Below are 16,258 nucleotides of genomic sequence, written 5' to 3'. Positions count from 1 at the left end.
TTGCACCAGTTGTCTAGATCGGTAAACCGAAGGCTACTCTGGACGGTGCACGCCGCCTTGGATCTTTTGAGGGGGCGTTTGGCGATCCGCCTCCGGGGTCGAGACCAGCAGGGCGGCGGCGGCATTCGCGGCGGCGATGGCGGCCTCGGTGGGCTCGCCGCGAGCAAGTGCAGCCGCAAAGGCACCGACGAATTCATCACCGGCGCCATGGGTGCTGACCACCTTCACCGGAATGGCAACGAGCGCCAAGGCGCGGCCATCGCGGTCGTCATAGGCGACGCCATCGCCGCCGGCGGTGACGATTGCGGCCGGACAAACGATTGCCAATTGCCGCGCTGCCTCAGCTGCGCCTTGAAGCGTGTCGACGACCGGAATGCCGGCCAGGAACTCCGCCTCTATGGCGTTGGTGATCACGATGTCGACGAGCCCGGTGAGTTCGGCGGGCAGCGGCCGGGCCGGCGCCGCGTTGAGCACGACGCAGCAGCCGTGAGCCTTCGCCGCGCGCGCGGCAGCGATGTTGGCGATTTCCGGAACTTCGTTCTGCAGCAACAGCACCGAAGTCTGCGCGAGCAGACCGGCGGCCGCCGCGACATCCTTTTCGCCGAGTGTCAGATTGCTGCCGGAAACGATCACCGCGCCGTAGTCGCCATCGTCGTCGAAGATGGCCACGCTCATGCCTGATCGGATCCCCGGTTCTGTTCGCACGAAGCGGTGATCGACATTGCTGCGGCTGAGATTGGCGAGCAGCGCGCGGCCGAAATCGTCGTCGCCGACGGCGCCGATCATCGCCGACCTCGCCCCCGCGCGCGCCGCCGACAGGGCCTGATTGCCGCCCTTGCCGCCGCATTTCGGCTGCCAGCCGAAACCGGTCACCGTCTCGCCCTTGCGCGGACGATCCGGTGCGTCGACCAGGATGTCGTAATGCAGGCTGCCGAACACGACCACCACCCCCGCTGAAGCAACGCTCATCCGCGATGATCTTTCATCTGTTCTTGTCCTGGCGTTTCGACGTCACTGCCGACATGGTGCGGCCGAGATTGTGCTCCGCCGCCTGATAGTCGCGCTGCGCCACCGCGACGAACAGCGCATCCAGGATGTTGAGCTGGGCGATACGGGCGGCCGCATTCTCGCCCATCAGCGGCGACCCCCGCGCGGTCGAGCAGAGCACGACATCCGCCTCGGCTGCCAGTGGCGAGTTGGCGTAGTTGGTTACGGCAAGCGTGCGGGCGCCGTTCTTTCTGGCGAGTTGAACGGCATCAATCACCGCGCTGCTGTTGCCGGAATGGGAAAAGCCGACGGCAATGTCTTCGGCGCCGAGGAGCGAGGCCGACATGAGCATCATGTGGGAATCGTCGTAAACCGCCGCGCGGATGCCGATGCGCAGGAACTTGTGCGAGACGTCCCGGGCAATCTGAGCTGAGCCGCCGACGCCGTAGAAGTCGCGATTTCTGGATCGATAAATGAGGTCGGCGGCCCGGTCGAAATCGCCGATGTCAAGGATCGCGAGCGTTTCCTCCAGCGCCTGTATGGAAGTGCGGAAGACCTTTTGCACGATCTCGGCCGAACTATCGTCGACGGAGAGTTCCCGGTGCATCTCGGCGGTCGGCGAGCGGCTGTATTCGCAGACTGCCGTCCGGAAGTCGCGATAGCCGGAGAAGCCCAGCTTCTTGGCGATCTTCACCACCATCGCCTCGGAGACGCCGGCCTCGTCAGCGATCTCTTTCAAAGGGATCGTCTCGTCGAAACCGCGGCGGCCGAACACGGTTTCCACCACCTTTGCCTCCAGCGGTGTGAGATGCGGCATCATCATGCGGATGCGCGGCCCCACAGCTCGGAGATCCGCGGACGTCATCCTGCATTTGCTCCGAGCAGGATTTCTTGGACGACAGCCTGAGAGGCAACCGCGTCCTGTCCGTCGAGGGCAGCCGCCAGCCGATTGTCCTGCCCCAGCCGCTCGACGACCCGCAACATGCGCTTGACGGTCGCGATGTTGACCTCGCATTCGCGCACCGGGTCGAGACCGGTCATGTCCGGAAAGGTGTCGAAATAGATGGCACCGGCGTAGCCGTCCCTGCGTATCTGGCGCAGCAGCTCGATCGTCTGCAGCGTGTGCACGGCGCCGACCATCAGGCCGTCGTCGCGCTTGGCGTAGCCATCGTTGAGATGAACGCCGAGCAACCTGCTGTGACGGGCGACAAGAGCGGCGGCAAAGGCCGGTTGCTCGTCGGCATAAAGAACATGCGCGAAGTCGAGAGTGACGCCCAGATTGGGCAGGCCGGCCTCGCGGATCGCCAGCAACGTGGTCGCGGCATCCGGCATCAGTGAATAGGAGCGCGGCTCGTTCGGCTTATATTCGAGACTGATGGCGCAATCGGGGTCATGCGCCGCAACTTCACGAATACCGTCGATTTCGTGTTGCCAAAGCGTCGCGTAGTCGGCCTGGAAAGCGTAGTCGAAACCATCCTGCCCCAGCCACAATGTCATGAGACTGGCGCCCGCCTCTTGCGCCGCATCGATGCCAGCCTTGGTAAGGTCGATGGCTTCACGCCGCACTGCCGGATCGGGATTGGTGAACGCGCCGAGCTTGAAGGCGGGATTAGAGTAGTAGCGCATCGCGAAGCCATTGATGGAAAGCCCAAGATCGCCAAGCCTCCGTGCGATTTCCCTGGGGTTTTCACCGATATGGTCGGGATAGTTGAGATCGAGATCGGTGAGCCCCTCGACCTTGGCCGCCCGCGCCGCCATCTGCAGCACCGAGGGCTTCCCGGTAAGCCCGGCCCACTCCGCCTCAGGCCGCGAGGCGAAGGAATTGAGACGGGTGGCAAAACGGTGGGATGTCATTTGGGATCCTTGGGATGCCTGAGACTTCACATGGAAAAATGATTTTGTAAAGTTCTCTGGTGAGCTGTACAGGCTGGTTGCCCTGGTTGGCATGCGCTGATTGTTCTGGCATTACCGGGTTCGAGAACCATTCCGACGGGCAGCAATGACCTCGAAACGCAACGTCCTTTTCATGATGTGCGACCAGCTGCGGTTCGATTATCTGAGCTGCGCCGGGCACAAGAGCCTGACGACGCCGAACATCGACCGGCTCGCCAGCCGCGGCGTGCGTTTCACCAATGCCTATGTGCAATCGACGGTCTGCGGCCCCTCGCGCATGAGCGCCTATACCGGCCGCTACGTCCGCTCGCACGGCTCGACGCATAATGGTGTGCCGCTCAGGGTCGGCGAGCCGACGCTGGGCGACCATCTGCGCGAGGTCGGCGTGCGTTGTGCGCTCATCGGCAAGACACATATGAAGGCCGACGAGGAAGGCATGGAGCGCCTCGGCATCGCCAAGGATTCCGTCATCGGCGTGCGTGTCGCGGAATGCGGCTTCGAGCCGTTCGAGCGCGATGACGGCCTGCACCCCTCGACCAGCTACGACCCCGATCCGGTCTACGACACCTATCTGCGCCAGCACGGCTTCGAGGCCGAAAATCCTTGGGAGCACTGGGCGAATTCCGGCGAAGGCGAGAATGGCGAGAATTTCAACGGCTGGCTGCTCGTCCATGCCGACAAGGCGGCGCGCATTCCGGAGGAGCATTCCGAGACGCCTTACATGACGCGCCGCGCCATGCGCTTCATCGAGGACGCCGAGGCCAAGGGCGAAGCCTGGTGCGCGCATCTTTCCTACATCAAGCCGCACTGGCCTTATATCGTGCCGGCGCCCTACCATGCCATGTACGGCAAGGCGGAGATTCAGCCGCCCGTTCGCAGCGAAGCCGAGCGCGTCTCGCCAAACCCGATCTTCGAAGCCTTCCAGCACGAGCGGTATTCGAAGAACTTCTCGCGCGATGAGGTCCGCGAAACGGTCGTTCCCTGCTACATGGGCCTGATCAAGCAGATCGACGACCAGCTCGGCCATTTGTTCGACTTCATGGAGAAGCGCGGCCTATTCAAGAACACGCTTGTCGTCTTCACTTCTGACCATGGCGACTATCTCGGCGACCATTGGCTCGGCGAGAAATACCTGTTCCACGACGTCGCGGTGAAGGTGCCGATGATCGTCTACGATCCTCGTCCGGAAGCCGACGTCACAAGAGGAACCACGTCGGACGCGCTGGTCGAGATGATCGATCTCGCGCCCACCTTCCTCGATTATTTCGGCGGCGAGCCCAAGCCGCATGTCCTCGAAGGCCGCTCGCTGCTGTCGCTGACTTCGGGTGAGCGGAAGAGCCTGCGCAACTATGCCATCAGCGAATATGACTACAGCGGCGATGCGGCGCGGCTGAGACTCGCCATGCCGGTGTCGGGCTGCAAGCTCTACATGATCACCGACGGCCGCTCCAAACTCGTCCATGGCGAAGGTGTCGAGCCGATGTTCTTCGATCTCCAGAACGACCCCGGCGAATTGCGCGACCTCGGCCGCGAGCCGTCGGCCGCTGGCGACATCGAGAGGCTGCGCAAAATGCTGATGCGCTGGCTGGCGCTGCCCAACAACCGCATCACCGTCCCCGACGAGTGGCTGACGGAGATCGACGACAAGGTCGGGCATTTCGACCCGATCATCGGCTCCGGCGTGCTCATCGGCTACTGGGACGAGGCCGAACTCGCCGAACAGCTGGAGGCGCGTCGCCGCTGGCTGACGCGCCGGGGCAACTAGCTTTCGTTACCCGAGTGTCAGCCCCGCCTTCTTCGCTTCCTCGCGCAGGAAGGGCAGCCCCACCTCGATGACGTCGCGCGGGTCGTCCGCCACCGGGCGCCATACCGCGAGCCCCCCGGCGATGTCGACGTCGACATGGTTCATGCTTTCGAGCGTGATCGGGCCCTCATAGCCGATGTCGGCGATCGCCTTCATGCAGGCTGCCCAGTTCAGCATGCCGCGCCCCGGCACGCCGCGATTGGCCTCCGACACATGGACATAGCCGAGGAAGGGCGCCGCCGCCTCGAAGCCGGCCGCGAAGCTCTCTTCCTCGATATGCATGTGGTAGGTGTCGAGATGGATGAAGATGTTGTCGGCGCCGATGCGCTCGATGATGCGCGCCGCGTCGATGCCGCGGTTGATCAGATGCGTCTCGTAGCGGTTGCAGGGTTCGATGCCGAGCTTCAGGCTGCGGGCCTTCGCCGACTTTGCCGCCCGTTCGAGGAAGCGGCACATGCCGTCGATCTCCCGCTGCGTCGGCGCCCGGCCGGTGGTCTTGCCGATCGTGCCATAGGTGACGCCGCCGAGCGCCTCGGCGCCCACCTCGTTGCAGACATTGAAGGCCGGCTGCAGGAAATCGAGTGCCTCTTCCGGCCGCTCCACCACGTCGAGTGCGCGCGGCAAGCCGAGCGACGGAATGAGCTGCACGCCATAATGGTTTGCAAAACCGCGCGTGCGCTTGGTGTCGATCTCCTCGGGTCTGAGCAGCGGGATCTCCATCAGGCCGATGCCGAGCTCCTTCAGCCGGTCCATCTGCGGCTCGATGCGGGCCAGATCCCAGACCGGGGCGATGGCGAAAGTGTGCAGTCCGAAAACATTCATATCAGCCTCGTTGCTCGTGCGCCGCCGCGGCGGCCGTGTCGCCGCCGCCGACGATGCGGCTGACGACTTCGTTCATGTTGGTTTTGGCGGTGACGAGATCGGCATCCGCCCTGCCGTGGCGCAGCACGACGATGCGGTCGGTGACCGACAGCACGTCATTCAGCCGGTGCGAAATCAAAATGACGGCGATGCCTTCAGACTTCAGCCGCCGGATGAGATCGAGCACGCTCTGCACCTCGCGCACGGCGAGCGCCGCCGTCGGCTCGTCCATGATGACGAGCTTCGGGTTGAAGGTGAGCGCCCGCGCAATCGCCACCGTCTGCTGCTGGCCGCCGGAGAAGGAGCCGACGGAACGACTGATCGACGGCAGGTGCGCCCCGAGCCGCTCGATCATCCGCGCCGCCTGCCGATCCATCTCGGTCTTGTCGACAAAGCCGGGGAAGAGGCCGAGCAGCCTTTTCGTCGGCTCTCGGCCAAGGAAGATGTTGGAGGCCACGTCCTGCTGCTTGGCCAAGGACAGATCCTGGTAGATCATCTCGATGCCGAGCCGGCGCCGCTGGCCGGGATCGAGAGCGAGGATGTCCTTGCCGTCGAACTCGATCGAGCCGGTGTCGGCGCGGTAGATGCCGGTGATGGTCTTCATCAGCGTCGACTTGCCGGCGCCGTTGTCGCCGACCAGCCCGACCACCTCGCCGGCCGCGACCGACAGGTCGACGCCATGCAGCACGTCGACCGCCCCGAAGCTTTTGCGGATCTTATGGAGCGAAAGCAGTGTCATACGCGCGACTCCTTCCGCACCTGATACTGGTCGATGAAGACCGCGAGGATCAGCACCGCGCCGATCGCCATCTGCTGGTAGTAGGACTGCACCGCAAGCAGCGTCAGCCCGTTCTGCAGCACGCCCATGATCAGCGCGCCGATCATTGTGCCGAGGATCGAGGCGCGGCCGCCGAACAGATTGGTGCCGCCGATGATCGCCGCGGTGATCGCGGTGAGTTCGTAGTTGATGCCGGCGGTCGGGTCGCCCGCATTGACGCGGGCGGTGAACAAGAGACTGGCAAGCCCGGCAAGCGCGCCGGAGAGCGTGTAGATGATGCGGCGATGCTGCTCGACGCGGATGCCGGCGGCGCGCGCCGCGCCTTCGCTGTCGCCGAGCGCCAACGTGTGGCGACCGAAGCGCGTATAGGCAAGCACCGTATGCGCGACGATCGCCGTCAGCACGAAGATGAAGACGGGCATCGGAATGCCGAGCGGCCTCCCTTGTCCGATATAGACGATCTCCGGCGGCAGGCCGTAGATCGCCCTGCCCTGTGAGATGACGAGCGCCAGCCCGCGCGCAAGGCCCAGCATGCCGAGCGTGACGATGAAGGCGGGCACGAAGGCGCGGGTGACCAGTTGGCCGTTGATGTGGCCGGCGATACTTCCGGCCAGAATGCAGGCGATCACCGCGAACACCGATGGCCAGCCGAGGTTGACGGCAACGAAGGCTCCCGCCACGCCGGCGAGCCCCATGACCGATCCAAGCGACAGATCGAGCCCACCGGAACCGATGACGAAGGTCGCGGCGATCGCCAGCACGCCGATCGTCGACGTCGCGAGCAGGATGTTGAGAAAATTGCTGAGCGACAGGAAGAAAGGCGACAGAAGCGCCATCGCCGCGCTCAGCAGCACAAGCACCAGCAGCGACTCCAGCCTGATGTGGAGCCTCTCGACGGATGCGCGCTGCACCCGAGCCCAAAACCCGGGCTGCGCCGTTTCGGAAGCCATGGTTTTCACCCTTCTGGGTAGGGAAGTAGGGGAATAGGGAAGTGAGCGGGAGAGAGCCGGGTCTTGGAAGTGCAAACCTTCCTCCTCCTACTCCCCTACGGACCTACTCCCTTCTCTTACTTCACATATTGCAGCATCGGCTCCTTGCCGGCGTCGAGCACGTCCTTGGTCAGCACCAGGGTGGGCACCGCGATGCTTTCCTCGACCTTCTCGCCAGCCAGCGCCTTCTTGACGTTCTCGACCGCCTGCTTGCCGACGAGATAGGGAAGCTGGGCGACGGAAGCGTTCAGACGGCCTTCCTTGATCGATTTCACCGCGTCGACATTGCCGTCCACGCCGATGATCGTCACCTGCTCGCCCTTGCCGGCGGCGTAGACCGATTCCACGGCGCCCAACGCCATGCCGTCATTGGCGCAGAAGATGGCAACCAAATCGGGATGCGCCGTCAGTGTGTCGGTGGCGATCGAGGCCGCCTTGCCACGATCCCAGTCGCCCGGCAGCGAGGCGACGACCTCGAGCCCCGGCGCCAGTTCCTTGAGCTTGTCGGCAAAGCCCTTGGCGCGCTTCTCGCCGGTGATGTTGCCGGAGAGACCCTCGATCACCAGCACCGGACCCTTGGCGTCCTTGCCAAGCTTGGAGACGAGATATTCGGCCCCTTGCGCACCCGCGGCGACGTTGTCGGAACCGATATGGAAGGTGACCTTGACGCCTTCCTTGTCGAGAACCGCCTGGTCGAGATTGTTGTCGAGATCGACGATCTTGATGCCGGCATCCTGCGCCGATTTCAGGCAGGGCAAGAGGTTGGTCGAGTTGATGGCGGCGGTGATCATCGCCACCGGCTTGCGCTCGAGCATCGTGTTGCAGAGGTTAAGCTGCGGCTCGGCCGCCTGGTCGCTTTCGGCCGCCTGCTGGAAGTATTTCACGCCGGCTTCCTTGGCGCCGTCGGCGACGCCCTGCGCCATCGCGCCCCAGAACGGATTGGCCAAGGTCTTCATCAGCACGCCATATTCGCCGTCCTCGGCCTTAGCAGTGCCGACCGCGGCAAAGGTAAGCGCCACGCCCAATGCGAGAGTAAATCGATTTATCTTTGTGGAAAGCGATGTCATTCCGTCCTCCGTTTGTTTGCGCCGGATGCCTCGGCCAGGGCCGGCACTCTTCTTCCGTTTTCGACAATGGGGGTTATTGTCGGTCTCCTCCCCCGGAATGCGGGACGCTGCCTGGCGAGCCAACGGATTCCCGCATGAACACCTTGCAAGGTTCGAGCCGCGCCCTCGGCGGACCGCGCTCGCCTTCGATCCTGCGAAACAAAACCTCCATTGCGTTGGCGGCGATCTCGCGCACCGGCTGCACCACCGCGGCGATCGCCGGCCATGTCACCTGCATCCATTCGGCGTCGTCGAAGCCGACCAGCGAGATGTCGTTTGGGCAATGCCAGCCGCGCCGCCGAAATTCCGAAAGCGCCACCAGCGTGCCCTTGAGGAAGAGCGAATAGACCGCCGTAGGCCTGTCGCCGCCGTCTTCCCGCTGGCTGAAATAATCGCGAAGCAGCGTCCGCAAGGGCCCGACATCGCTTTCGCAGAGTACGACGTCGACCCTGATGTCGGGCGCAAGCTCAACTGCCATCTTGCGAAACCCTTCGAGCCGGGCGCGCACGGTCGCCGCCTGCTGGCCGAGACCGACCACAAGAACATGGCGATGGCCCTGGCTGACCAGCGCGCGCGCCACCTCGGCGCTTGCCGCCGCGCTGTCGGCCGAAACCGTGTCGAAGGCGTCATCGGCAAGCACGCGGTCAATCAGCACCCCTGTCATGCCGTTCGCTTTCATGAAACCGGCCGCCGGTCCGTGCTCGTTTCGCACCGGCGCCAGTACGACGCCGGCAACGCGCCAGTCATGCATGCGGGCGAGGATCTCCTTCTCACGTTGCTCCGATTCCCGGCTGGAGGCGGCGACCAGCGTATAGCCGCGTTGCTCGGCGAGGCCTTCGAGCTCGCTCACCATCTGGCCGAAGAACTCGCTTTCGAACTCCGGCATGATGGCGCCGATGATGCGACGCTTGGCCCTGCGCATATCCGAGGCGAGCGGATCGACGCGGTAGCCCAGAAGCTCGACGGCATCGAGGACGCGCTGCGCGTTTTCCGGTTTTACCGTGGTGACGCCGGAAAGAACCTTGGAAACAGTGGCCGCCGACACGCCCGCCTGGCTTGCCACATCGTGGATCGACGCGCGCCGCTGCTGGGCCTGCTGTTGCGCCATTAATCTTCTCCCGGAGGCGAGTGGTCGCCCTCTCGTTAACATAATCGATAAATCGATTTTTCGCTGTTGTAAATCGTTTCATCGGGAGTAAAAACGCTGATATGATTGGTGCGATCCAATCGCGCCGGGAGGAAAATCATGTCCAACAAAGCCTCGCCGCTGGTAATCAGCGCACCCGAACCGCGCACGCTCGACCTGATCTTCACGCCGCCGCAGCTGGCGCGCTTCCGCAAAAGATATCGCATCGTCGAGACAACGCCGGAAGGCGTCTCGGAGTTGCCGACAGATGTGCTGGCCGAAGCCCGCTACATCGTCGGCCAGCCGCCGATCACCCCTCAGACGCTGGAGAGGTTGAAAGCGCTGCGCTGCATCTTCAACGTCGAGACCAATCTCATCAACAACATTCCCTATGAGACGCTGTTTGCCCGCGGCATTCACGTCGTCACCACCGGCCTGGTGTTCGCGGAGCCGGTGGCGGAACTGGGCCTTGCCATGGCGCTAAACCTGGCGCGCGGCATCGTCGATGCCGACCTCGCCTTCCGGCAAGGCAAGGAACTATGGGGCGGTGACGGCAACCAGACGGCGCGACTCCTCTCAGGTTCGGATGTCGGCATCATCGGCTTCGGCGATCTTGGCCGCGCTCTCAATCGGCTGCTGACCGGCTTCCGAACGCGCACTAGAGTCTTCGATCCCTGGCTACCGCCTTCCGTGCTGGTGGAGCATGGCGTCGAGCCGGCCTCGCTCGAAAGGGTGCTGTCGGAAAGCGATTTCGTTTTCGTCGTCGCCTCGGTGACCAGCGAGAACCAGGGTTTTCTCGGCGCCGACGCTTTCGCCAAGATGCGCCAGGGCGCCGCTTTCATCCTGCTCAGCCGCGCCGGCGTCGTCGATTTCCCGGCGCTGATGGAAGCGGTCAAAAGCGGCCATGTCGTTGCGGCCAGCGACGTGTTTCCCGAGGAGCCGCTGGCGAAGGACCATCCGGTGCGCTCGCTTTCCGGCTTTCTGCGCTCAGCCCACCGCGCCGGCGCGCTCGACGTTGCCTTCAAGCGCATGGGCGACATGGTGCTGGAGGACATGGACCTCGTCGACCGCGGTCTGCCGCCGCTGCGCTCCAAGCGCGCCGAGCGCGAGACCGTTTCACGGATGCGCTCCAAGCCGGTCGACAGGAACTGATCGCCCCTCGTCGCCTGGAACGTAACATTCCTGCTAATGATTGCCGCCCGTGGTGTAGTGCAACCAAACTTAACGTCCGGACCACGGAGAGTTTTCGGCCCTCTCGGTACCATTTTTCTTCAGAATTTTTTTCTGCATTTCACGGGAATAGAGGAACTTTGATCCGGACCTTCCGTTGATGACACGATCGTTTCTCGAACGATCCGGAGAAACAGGAGGTTATGTCATGAACATCAAGATGATCTGCCTTGGCGCAATGACCCTTTCGATGGTTGCCGGCTCGGCTCTCGCCGCTGGCGAAACCGGCACGTCGGCGCTGGATGACCCGGCCAAGATGCAGCCCTTCTACACCGACTCCAGCATGAAGACGATGGTCAGCAAGGACGCCTTCGTGAAGGCGTGGAAGGCAATGTCGCCGGAGGACCAGACCGCGATGATGACGGCTTGTGAGGACGAGGCCAAGAACGCCAATGCAGCCAACAGCCATCCGGAGTTCTGCAGCAGCGTCAAGGAGAACGGCGGCAGCAAGTAACCAGTCAGTGCAGCTACCGGCAAAACGGCCCCGTTGTGGGGCCGTTTTTGCGATCCCAGACGAAGGACCGTGACGCACTTTCCCCAGATTGATCAGGCAACCAGATCGCTGCGGTCCGTCTGTTCGAAGCCGTCATTGAAATTCGCCGCGAGCCAGGCGATCGCGCTGGCGACATCGGCGATAGCGAAACGCGCCGCGGTCTCGCCCTGCGGCCTCACGCGGATCGAGATCCCGCCCGCGGCATTGACGGTCTCAAAACCGTTTTCGTCGGACGTGTCGTCGCCGAGGAATACCGGACGCCGTCCGGTGAAAGGTTCAAGCTGCATGAAGCGCCGGATTGCGGCGCCCTTGGCCGCCTCTAGCGGCATCAGTTCGACACCGGCATTGCCGGCAATTACGCGGTAGCCTTTCGGCAGCCGGGCAAGTGCTGTCTCGACCAGCTCCGTCGCGCGGGCCAGCAATTGCGGCGCTGCCCGCGTGTGGATGGCGAGCACCGGCCCCTTGCGCTCCACATAGACGGCCTTGCTTGCCAACTCCAGCTCGATTTCGTCGGCAAGTGCGGCCATATCCGCCGGCTCGTCGGCGGCCTCGATTTGTCCGTCCGGTGTCAGCCTGTGCTCCAGCCCGTAGAGGCCGGCGATCCGCAGCTTCAAAGGCTCGAACAGCCGGTCGACGGCCGCGATAGAGCGGCCGGTGATGAAGGCGAGCGCTCCATCCAGCCGGTGCTCGACCGCTTGCAGCAGCGAACGCAAGTCCGTGCTGACCGCGACGCTATCTGGATGGGCGGCGTGCTCGAGCAAGGTGCCATCGATATCGAGGAAGAGCGCCCACCGGCCTTCGGGGAGCGGTGGGGTCAAATCTGCTTGGATGTTCATCGGAATCCGACTGCCTGTTTGCGTTCGAAGATAGAGACGACATTGTCGCCGTTGGTGTTTGCCGAGCGGTCGGACAAGGCCGTGACGCGGTCGAGCTCGCCGCGCTTCCTCAATCGCGCCGCGTCGAGCAGCATGCTGCCGGCCCAGCGATAGACATTGTTGTCGCGTACGATCTCGCGCATGCGGCGCATGCGCTCGCGCTGCTCGTCGGGCCCCATGACCAGCGCCTGCCGCATGGCTTCGCTCATCATCGCCGCGTCGTAAGGATTGACGATCAGCGCCTCGAGCAGTTCGCGCGAGGCGCCGGCAAACGTGCTGAGCAGGAGCACGCCCTCTTCGTCGTCGCGCGCGGCAACGAACTCCTTGGCCACGAGGTTCATGCCGTCATGCAGGCTGGTGACGAGGCAGATGTCGGCCGCGCGGTAGATCTTGTAGACGTCCCTCTGCGAGTGATGCTCGGCCACGAGCACGACCGGACGATAGCTGCCGTTGCCGTAGCGCTCGTTGAGTCCCTCGGCGAGCCGCTGGCATTCCTCATGCAGGTGCTTGTAGGCCGGCAATGTGCCCCGGCTCGGTGCGGCGACCTGCAGGAACACCGCCTTGCCGATCATTTCAGGGTAGCGGATGAACAGTTCCTCCAGCGCATGGAAGCGGTCGAGAATGCCCTTGGTGTAGTCGAGGCGCTCGACACCGACGCACAGCTTGGCGTCGGCTGGAATCCCGAACCGCTCGCGGATTTGCGCGCGGCATTCCTCGACCGGCGGCAGGCTCTTCAGGAGCTGCACAGGCCATTCGATAGAGATCGGGTAGGCGTGGACCAAAGTCGTCTGGCCGCCATAGGACACCGCGGCATCCGCCCGTTCGATCCGGCTCTCCATGAAGCGGTCGACGCTCTCGGTGAAGTTGTTGGCATGGAACTGGGTGTGGAAGCCGATGATCGAGCTGCCCAGCAGCCCATCCAGGATGCGCTCGCGCCACGGACAGATGCTGAACACTTCCGAGTTCGGCCACGGGATGTGCCAGAAGGTGATGACGATGGCCTCGGGCAGGCGCTCGCGGATCATGCGCGGCAGCAGCGCGAAATGATAATCCTGGACCAGCACGATCGGCCTCTCGTTGCGCGCCTCGGCAACCACCGTTTCGGCGAATTTGCGGTTGACGGCCTCGTAGGCCGCCCAGTCCGACTCGCGGAAGATCGGTCGGGTAAAGGCTATATGGCAGAGCGGCCAAAGCCCTTCATTGGCGAAGCCGAGATAATAGCCCTGATATTCCTCATCGGTCAGCCAGACCCGGCGCAGGGCATAAGATGGATTTTCGGGCGGCACCTGTACCCGGTCGTGGCGGTCGACGACCTGACGATCCGCGCTTCCGCCGCCATAGGCGATCCAAGTGCCGGCGCAGGCGCGCGTGATCGGCTCCAGTGCCGAGACCAGTCCGCTCGCCGGCACGACGAGCTCGACATCGCCGTTCTCGTCCTCATTGTGGATGTAGGGCTCGCGGTTGGAGACGACGATGACCTGTGCGTCCGGCAGATCCTCGGCAAGGATCTTGCGCAGCGTCTCCGGTGACCAGGTGACGAGGGCGGCGTCGACCGACTGCCCGTTCTTCTCGAATTCGCGCAACACCTTGCGTGCGGCTTCCGATGCGACGTCCTCGCCCGCACCGGGCGTGTTCACAGCCGTTGCATGCTGGTGACGGTGCCTGGTTATTGAGACGAAGATCGCGAGAGCGCTGAGTCCGAGACTAGCTAGGATAAGGACCCACAAGAGGCCGACGCCATACTGTGCCATTGATGCCAGGTTGCCTCCGGCTGTCCGCTATTTTGTTTTCGTTCTTGCCGGCTGCGGAGAGGTGTGCCGGTTCCGGTTTGCAAACGCATAGGGCGCTCGTCGGTTCCGACATTTTTCGACTGCCGGATGCATTTGCGGGACTCCGCTCTCGTAACGGTTTTTCCGCCCGGAATTGCGCAAACGACCCGTCTAAGTCCGCACAATCAGCGGCACCAGGCCCTCATGCCGATCGGCGAGGAAGGCAACGACGCGGTCTCCGACACGCTGGAAGGTGAGGTCAATAGTCTCATCGCCGACGGACAGATGCCGGAGCGTGAGCGTGTCGATACCGATAGGCATCCGTGGGCGGGTGACGCGCAACTCGCCTTTCCAGCCGTCGATTTCCAGACCGAGGCAGGCCTGCATCAGCATGAAGGTAGAGCCTGCCGACCAGGCCTGCGGCAGACAGGCGACAGGATAGGCGATCGGCGCCTCGCCTGGCGCCCGGGTGAAGCCGCAGAACAATTCCGGCAGCCGCATATTGAAGTGCACGGCCGACTCGAACGTGCCGCTCATCAGCCGCACGACACTTTCGCGCTCTCCATAGCGCGAGAGGCCGACACCGCAGAGCGCCGTGTCGTGCGGCCAGATCGAGCCGTTATGGTAGGACATTGGGTTGAAGAAGATCGCGTCGTCCGCAAGCGTCCTCAGTCCCCAGCCGGAATGGAAGGAAGCCGACAGCAATTGATCGGCGACAATCTTGGCGCGCTCCGGCTGCGGCAGCCCGGCATAAAGCAGATGCCCCGCATTGGACGTTCGCACCTTGCAGGGCTGGCCTTCGCCGTCGATCGCGATGGCGTAGAAGTTTAGATCCTCGATCCAGAAGTCACGCTCGACGGCGATCCGCATTTCCTCGGCGCGGTTCTCCCAATGTTCGGCATCGGCAAACTCGCCGCGGCGGCGTGCGAGCGCGGCAAGGCCGCGATAAGCGGCAAAAACATAGCCTTGCACCTCGACCAGCGCGATCGGTCCTTTGGGCATGCGGCCGTCGGCATGGAAGACCGAGTCCACGCTGTCTTTCCAGCCCTGGTTGGCGAGGCCGGACTCCGCTGCGCGTTGGTAGGTGACGAAACCCGTTGCCCGGCTTGCCTCTTCCGTCCACTCGGCCGCCGCCTTAAGCGATGGCCAGAGCGTGTCGATGAAGGCCATGTCGCCGGTGCGGTCGGCATAGGCGCAGGCGAGATGAATGTAGAGCGGGGTCGTGTCGACGCCGCCATAATAGCGGCCGAAGGGAAGTTCGCGCAGCGCCGCCATTTCGCCCTTGCGCGTCTCGTGCATGATTTTGCCTGGCTGGGAATCGATGAAGGGCGACGTCTCCGTCGCCTGATGTTCGGCAAGGAACGCCAGCACGCCGCGCGCGAGACCCGGATTGAGCCACAGCATCTGCAAGCCGGAGATCACGCCGTCGCGGCCGAAGGCCGTGGAGAACCACGGGATGCCGGCATAAGGATAAGGCCCGGTAGGAAGCTCGGTGGTAAGCAACGCGACATCCGCGCGGGCGCGCTCGACCCAATCGTTGAAGACGCGACCGGAGCTGTGGACCGTGGCGCCATGCCGGCGCTTGGCGCGCATGGCAAAACGCGCGCGTGCGGCAGCGGCCCGGAACCGGTCGCGATTCGGCGTTTCGGCAACTTCCGGGCCCACTTCGACATAAAGCACCTTGCTGCTGCGCTTGGTCACCGCGATCAGGAAGTCGGCACGACTGTCGCTCAGTTGGTCGGGAGCTTGCGAGAAGGAGATTGCCGACTGGCGCGGCAGGCCGTCGAGACCGTCATAGCCGAGCATAACGGACGCCTTGTCGGTCTTCGCCAGATGGACCGTTCCACGTTTCGGCCGTGTCGAGCCGCGCACCTCGAACATGTCGCGAAAGTCGGCGGCGAAATGCAAGGAGATGGCGATGGTCGAATGCTCGCGGCTGTAGTTGGAAAGCGTGATGCGATCGAATAGCCTGTCCTGCCAGATCAGCCTGACGCGCTCGATATGGATCGCGCCTTGCGGAATGTCGCGGCCGGCGGCGCTCTGTATCGGCAAGTTGGTAAGGTTGCTGGTGAAGAGAACATTGTCCTGGCTGAGCGAGGCGCCGAGCAGCGACATCGGCCTGCCGCCGATCGTCAGGCGGAACTCGGAAAGAACGCGCGTGTCGTCGCGAAAGAAACCGTCGCCGGCGCCCCTGATGTCACCATAGGCGTCGGTGACCGCGAAACAATCGCCCTGTTTGAGCGCGAACAGCCGGTGAGGCTCCCGCGGCGCTGTTTCGTCGAGCGAGGCAAGGGCTACGGCGGGATCGAGCTTGCGCTCGTCGAGCTGCGTCATTCGTCACCTCTTC

General features: G+C 63.7%; 14 protein-coding genes. 3 read left to right on the top strand and 11 right to left on the bottom strand.

Annotation, left to right across the window (positions count from 1 at the left end):
* Positions 1-33 precede the first annotated feature (33 nt).
* Genes CK215_RS17395 through CK215_RS17385 form a run of 3 tightly spaced genes read right to left on the bottom strand, consistent with a single transcriptional unit; the run spans position 34 to position 2,841 of the window.
* Positions 34-969, bottom strand: a complete 936-nt coding sequence (locus CK215_RS17395; RefSeq protein WP_095829431.1) for a PfkB family carbohydrate kinase — start codon at positions 967-969, stop codon at positions 34-36.
* 13 nt (positions 970-982) lie between these two features.
* Entirely contained in the window at positions 983-1,852 is an 870-nt protein-coding gene (locus tag CK215_RS17390) for a MurR/RpiR family transcriptional regulator (protein ID WP_095829430.1), read from the bottom strand.
* Positions 1,849-2,841 carry a sugar phosphate isomerase/epimerase family protein gene (locus tag CK215_RS17385; protein WP_095829429.1) on the bottom strand — a complete coding sequence of 331 codons (993 nt, stop codon included), beginning with the start codon at positions 2,839-2,841 and terminating at the stop codon, positions 1,849-1,851. Before CK215_RS17385 ends, CK215_RS17390 begins: the two co-directional genes overlap by 4 nt.
* Positions 2,842-2,986: 145 nt before the next feature.
* On the opposite strand from CK215_RS17385, the gene CK215_RS17380 reads away from it, so the two are divergent.
* Positions 2,987-4,645, top strand: coding sequence for a sulfatase-like hydrolase/transferase (locus CK215_RS17380; RefSeq protein WP_095831638.1), 1,659 nt, complete (start codon positions 2,987-2,989; stop codon positions 4,643-4,645).
* A 6-nt stretch (positions 4,646-4,651) separates the two neighbouring features.
* On the opposite strand, the gene CK215_RS17375 is transcribed toward CK215_RS17380, so the two are convergent.
* The 5 genes from CK215_RS17375 to CK215_RS17355 form a co-directional block, all read right to left on the bottom strand.
* A complete protein-coding gene (locus tag CK215_RS17375) occupies positions 4,652-5,506 on the bottom strand; it encodes a sugar phosphate isomerase/epimerase family protein (RefSeq protein WP_095779421.1) in 855 nt (284 codons plus the stop codon).
* Position 5,507: 1 nt separating this feature from the next.
* Positions 5,508-6,284 (bottom strand): ATP-binding cassette domain-containing protein, encoded by a 777-nt coding sequence (locus tag CK215_RS17370; protein ID WP_066992195.1) that lies wholly within the window; start codon positions 6,282-6,284, stop codon positions 5,508-5,510.
* Entirely contained in the window at positions 6,281-7,273 is a 993-nt protein-coding gene (locus tag CK215_RS17365) for an ABC transporter permease (protein WP_095831637.1), read from the bottom strand. Before CK215_RS17365 ends, CK215_RS17370 begins: the two co-directional genes overlap by 4 nt.
* A gap of 116 nt (positions 7,274-7,389) precedes the next feature.
* Positions 7,390-8,379 (bottom strand): substrate-binding domain-containing protein, encoded by a 990-nt coding sequence (locus CK215_RS17360; protein WP_127217102.1) that lies wholly within the window; start codon positions 8,377-8,379, stop codon positions 7,390-7,392.
* 73 nt (positions 8,380-8,452) lie between these two features.
* Positions 8,453-9,526 carry a LacI family DNA-binding transcriptional regulator gene (locus CK215_RS17355; RefSeq protein WP_095831636.1) on the bottom strand — a complete coding sequence of 358 codons (1,074 nt, stop codon included), beginning with the start codon at positions 9,524-9,526 and terminating at the stop codon, positions 8,453-8,455.
* 138 nt (positions 9,527-9,664) lie between these two features.
* On the opposite strand from CK215_RS17355, the gene CK215_RS17350 reads away from it, so the two are divergent.
* On the top strand, positions 9,665-10,696 hold the full coding sequence (locus CK215_RS17350) for a hydroxyacid dehydrogenase (RefSeq protein ID WP_095784001.1): 1,032 nt from the start codon (positions 9,665-9,667) through the stop codon (positions 10,694-10,696).
* A gap of 226 nt (positions 10,697-10,922) precedes the next feature.
* Positions 10,923-11,228, top strand: a complete 306-nt coding sequence (locus CK215_RS17345) for a hypothetical protein (RefSeq protein WP_095779425.1) — start codon at positions 10,923-10,925, stop codon at positions 11,226-11,228.
* Between the two features lie 92 nt (positions 11,229-11,320).
* Here CK215_RS17345 and otsB read toward each other — a convergent pair whose 3' ends face one another.
* The 3 genes from otsB to CK215_RS17330 all read right to left on the bottom strand — a co-directional run bounded on the left by otsB (position 11,321) and on the right by CK215_RS17330 (position 16,245).
* Complete coding sequence (otsB, locus tag CK215_RS17340) at positions 11,321-12,103, bottom strand: trehalose-phosphatase (protein WP_066992182.1); 783 nt, start codon at positions 12,101-12,103, stop codon at positions 11,321-11,323.
* Positions 12,100-13,893: a trehalose-6-phosphate synthase gene (locus tag CK215_RS17335; protein WP_066992180.1), complete on the bottom strand. Its 1,794-nt coding sequence runs from the start codon at positions 13,891-13,893 to the stop codon at positions 12,100-12,102. The genes otsB and CK215_RS17335 overlap by 4 nt, the downstream gene beginning before the upstream one ends.
* Positions 13,894-14,082: 189 nt before the next feature.
* Entirely contained in the window at positions 14,083-16,245 is a 2,163-nt protein-coding gene (locus CK215_RS17330) for an amylo-alpha-1,6-glucosidase (protein ID WP_095831635.1), read from the bottom strand.
* Positions 16,246-16,258 lie beyond the last annotated feature (13 nt).

The organism is Mesorhizobium sp. WSM3864, from assembly GCF_002294955.1.
Lineage (GTDB): Bacteria > Pseudomonadota > Alphaproteobacteria > Rhizobiales > Rhizobiaceae > Mesorhizobium.
This window is presented reverse-complemented; position numbering and strand designations above follow the sequence as displayed.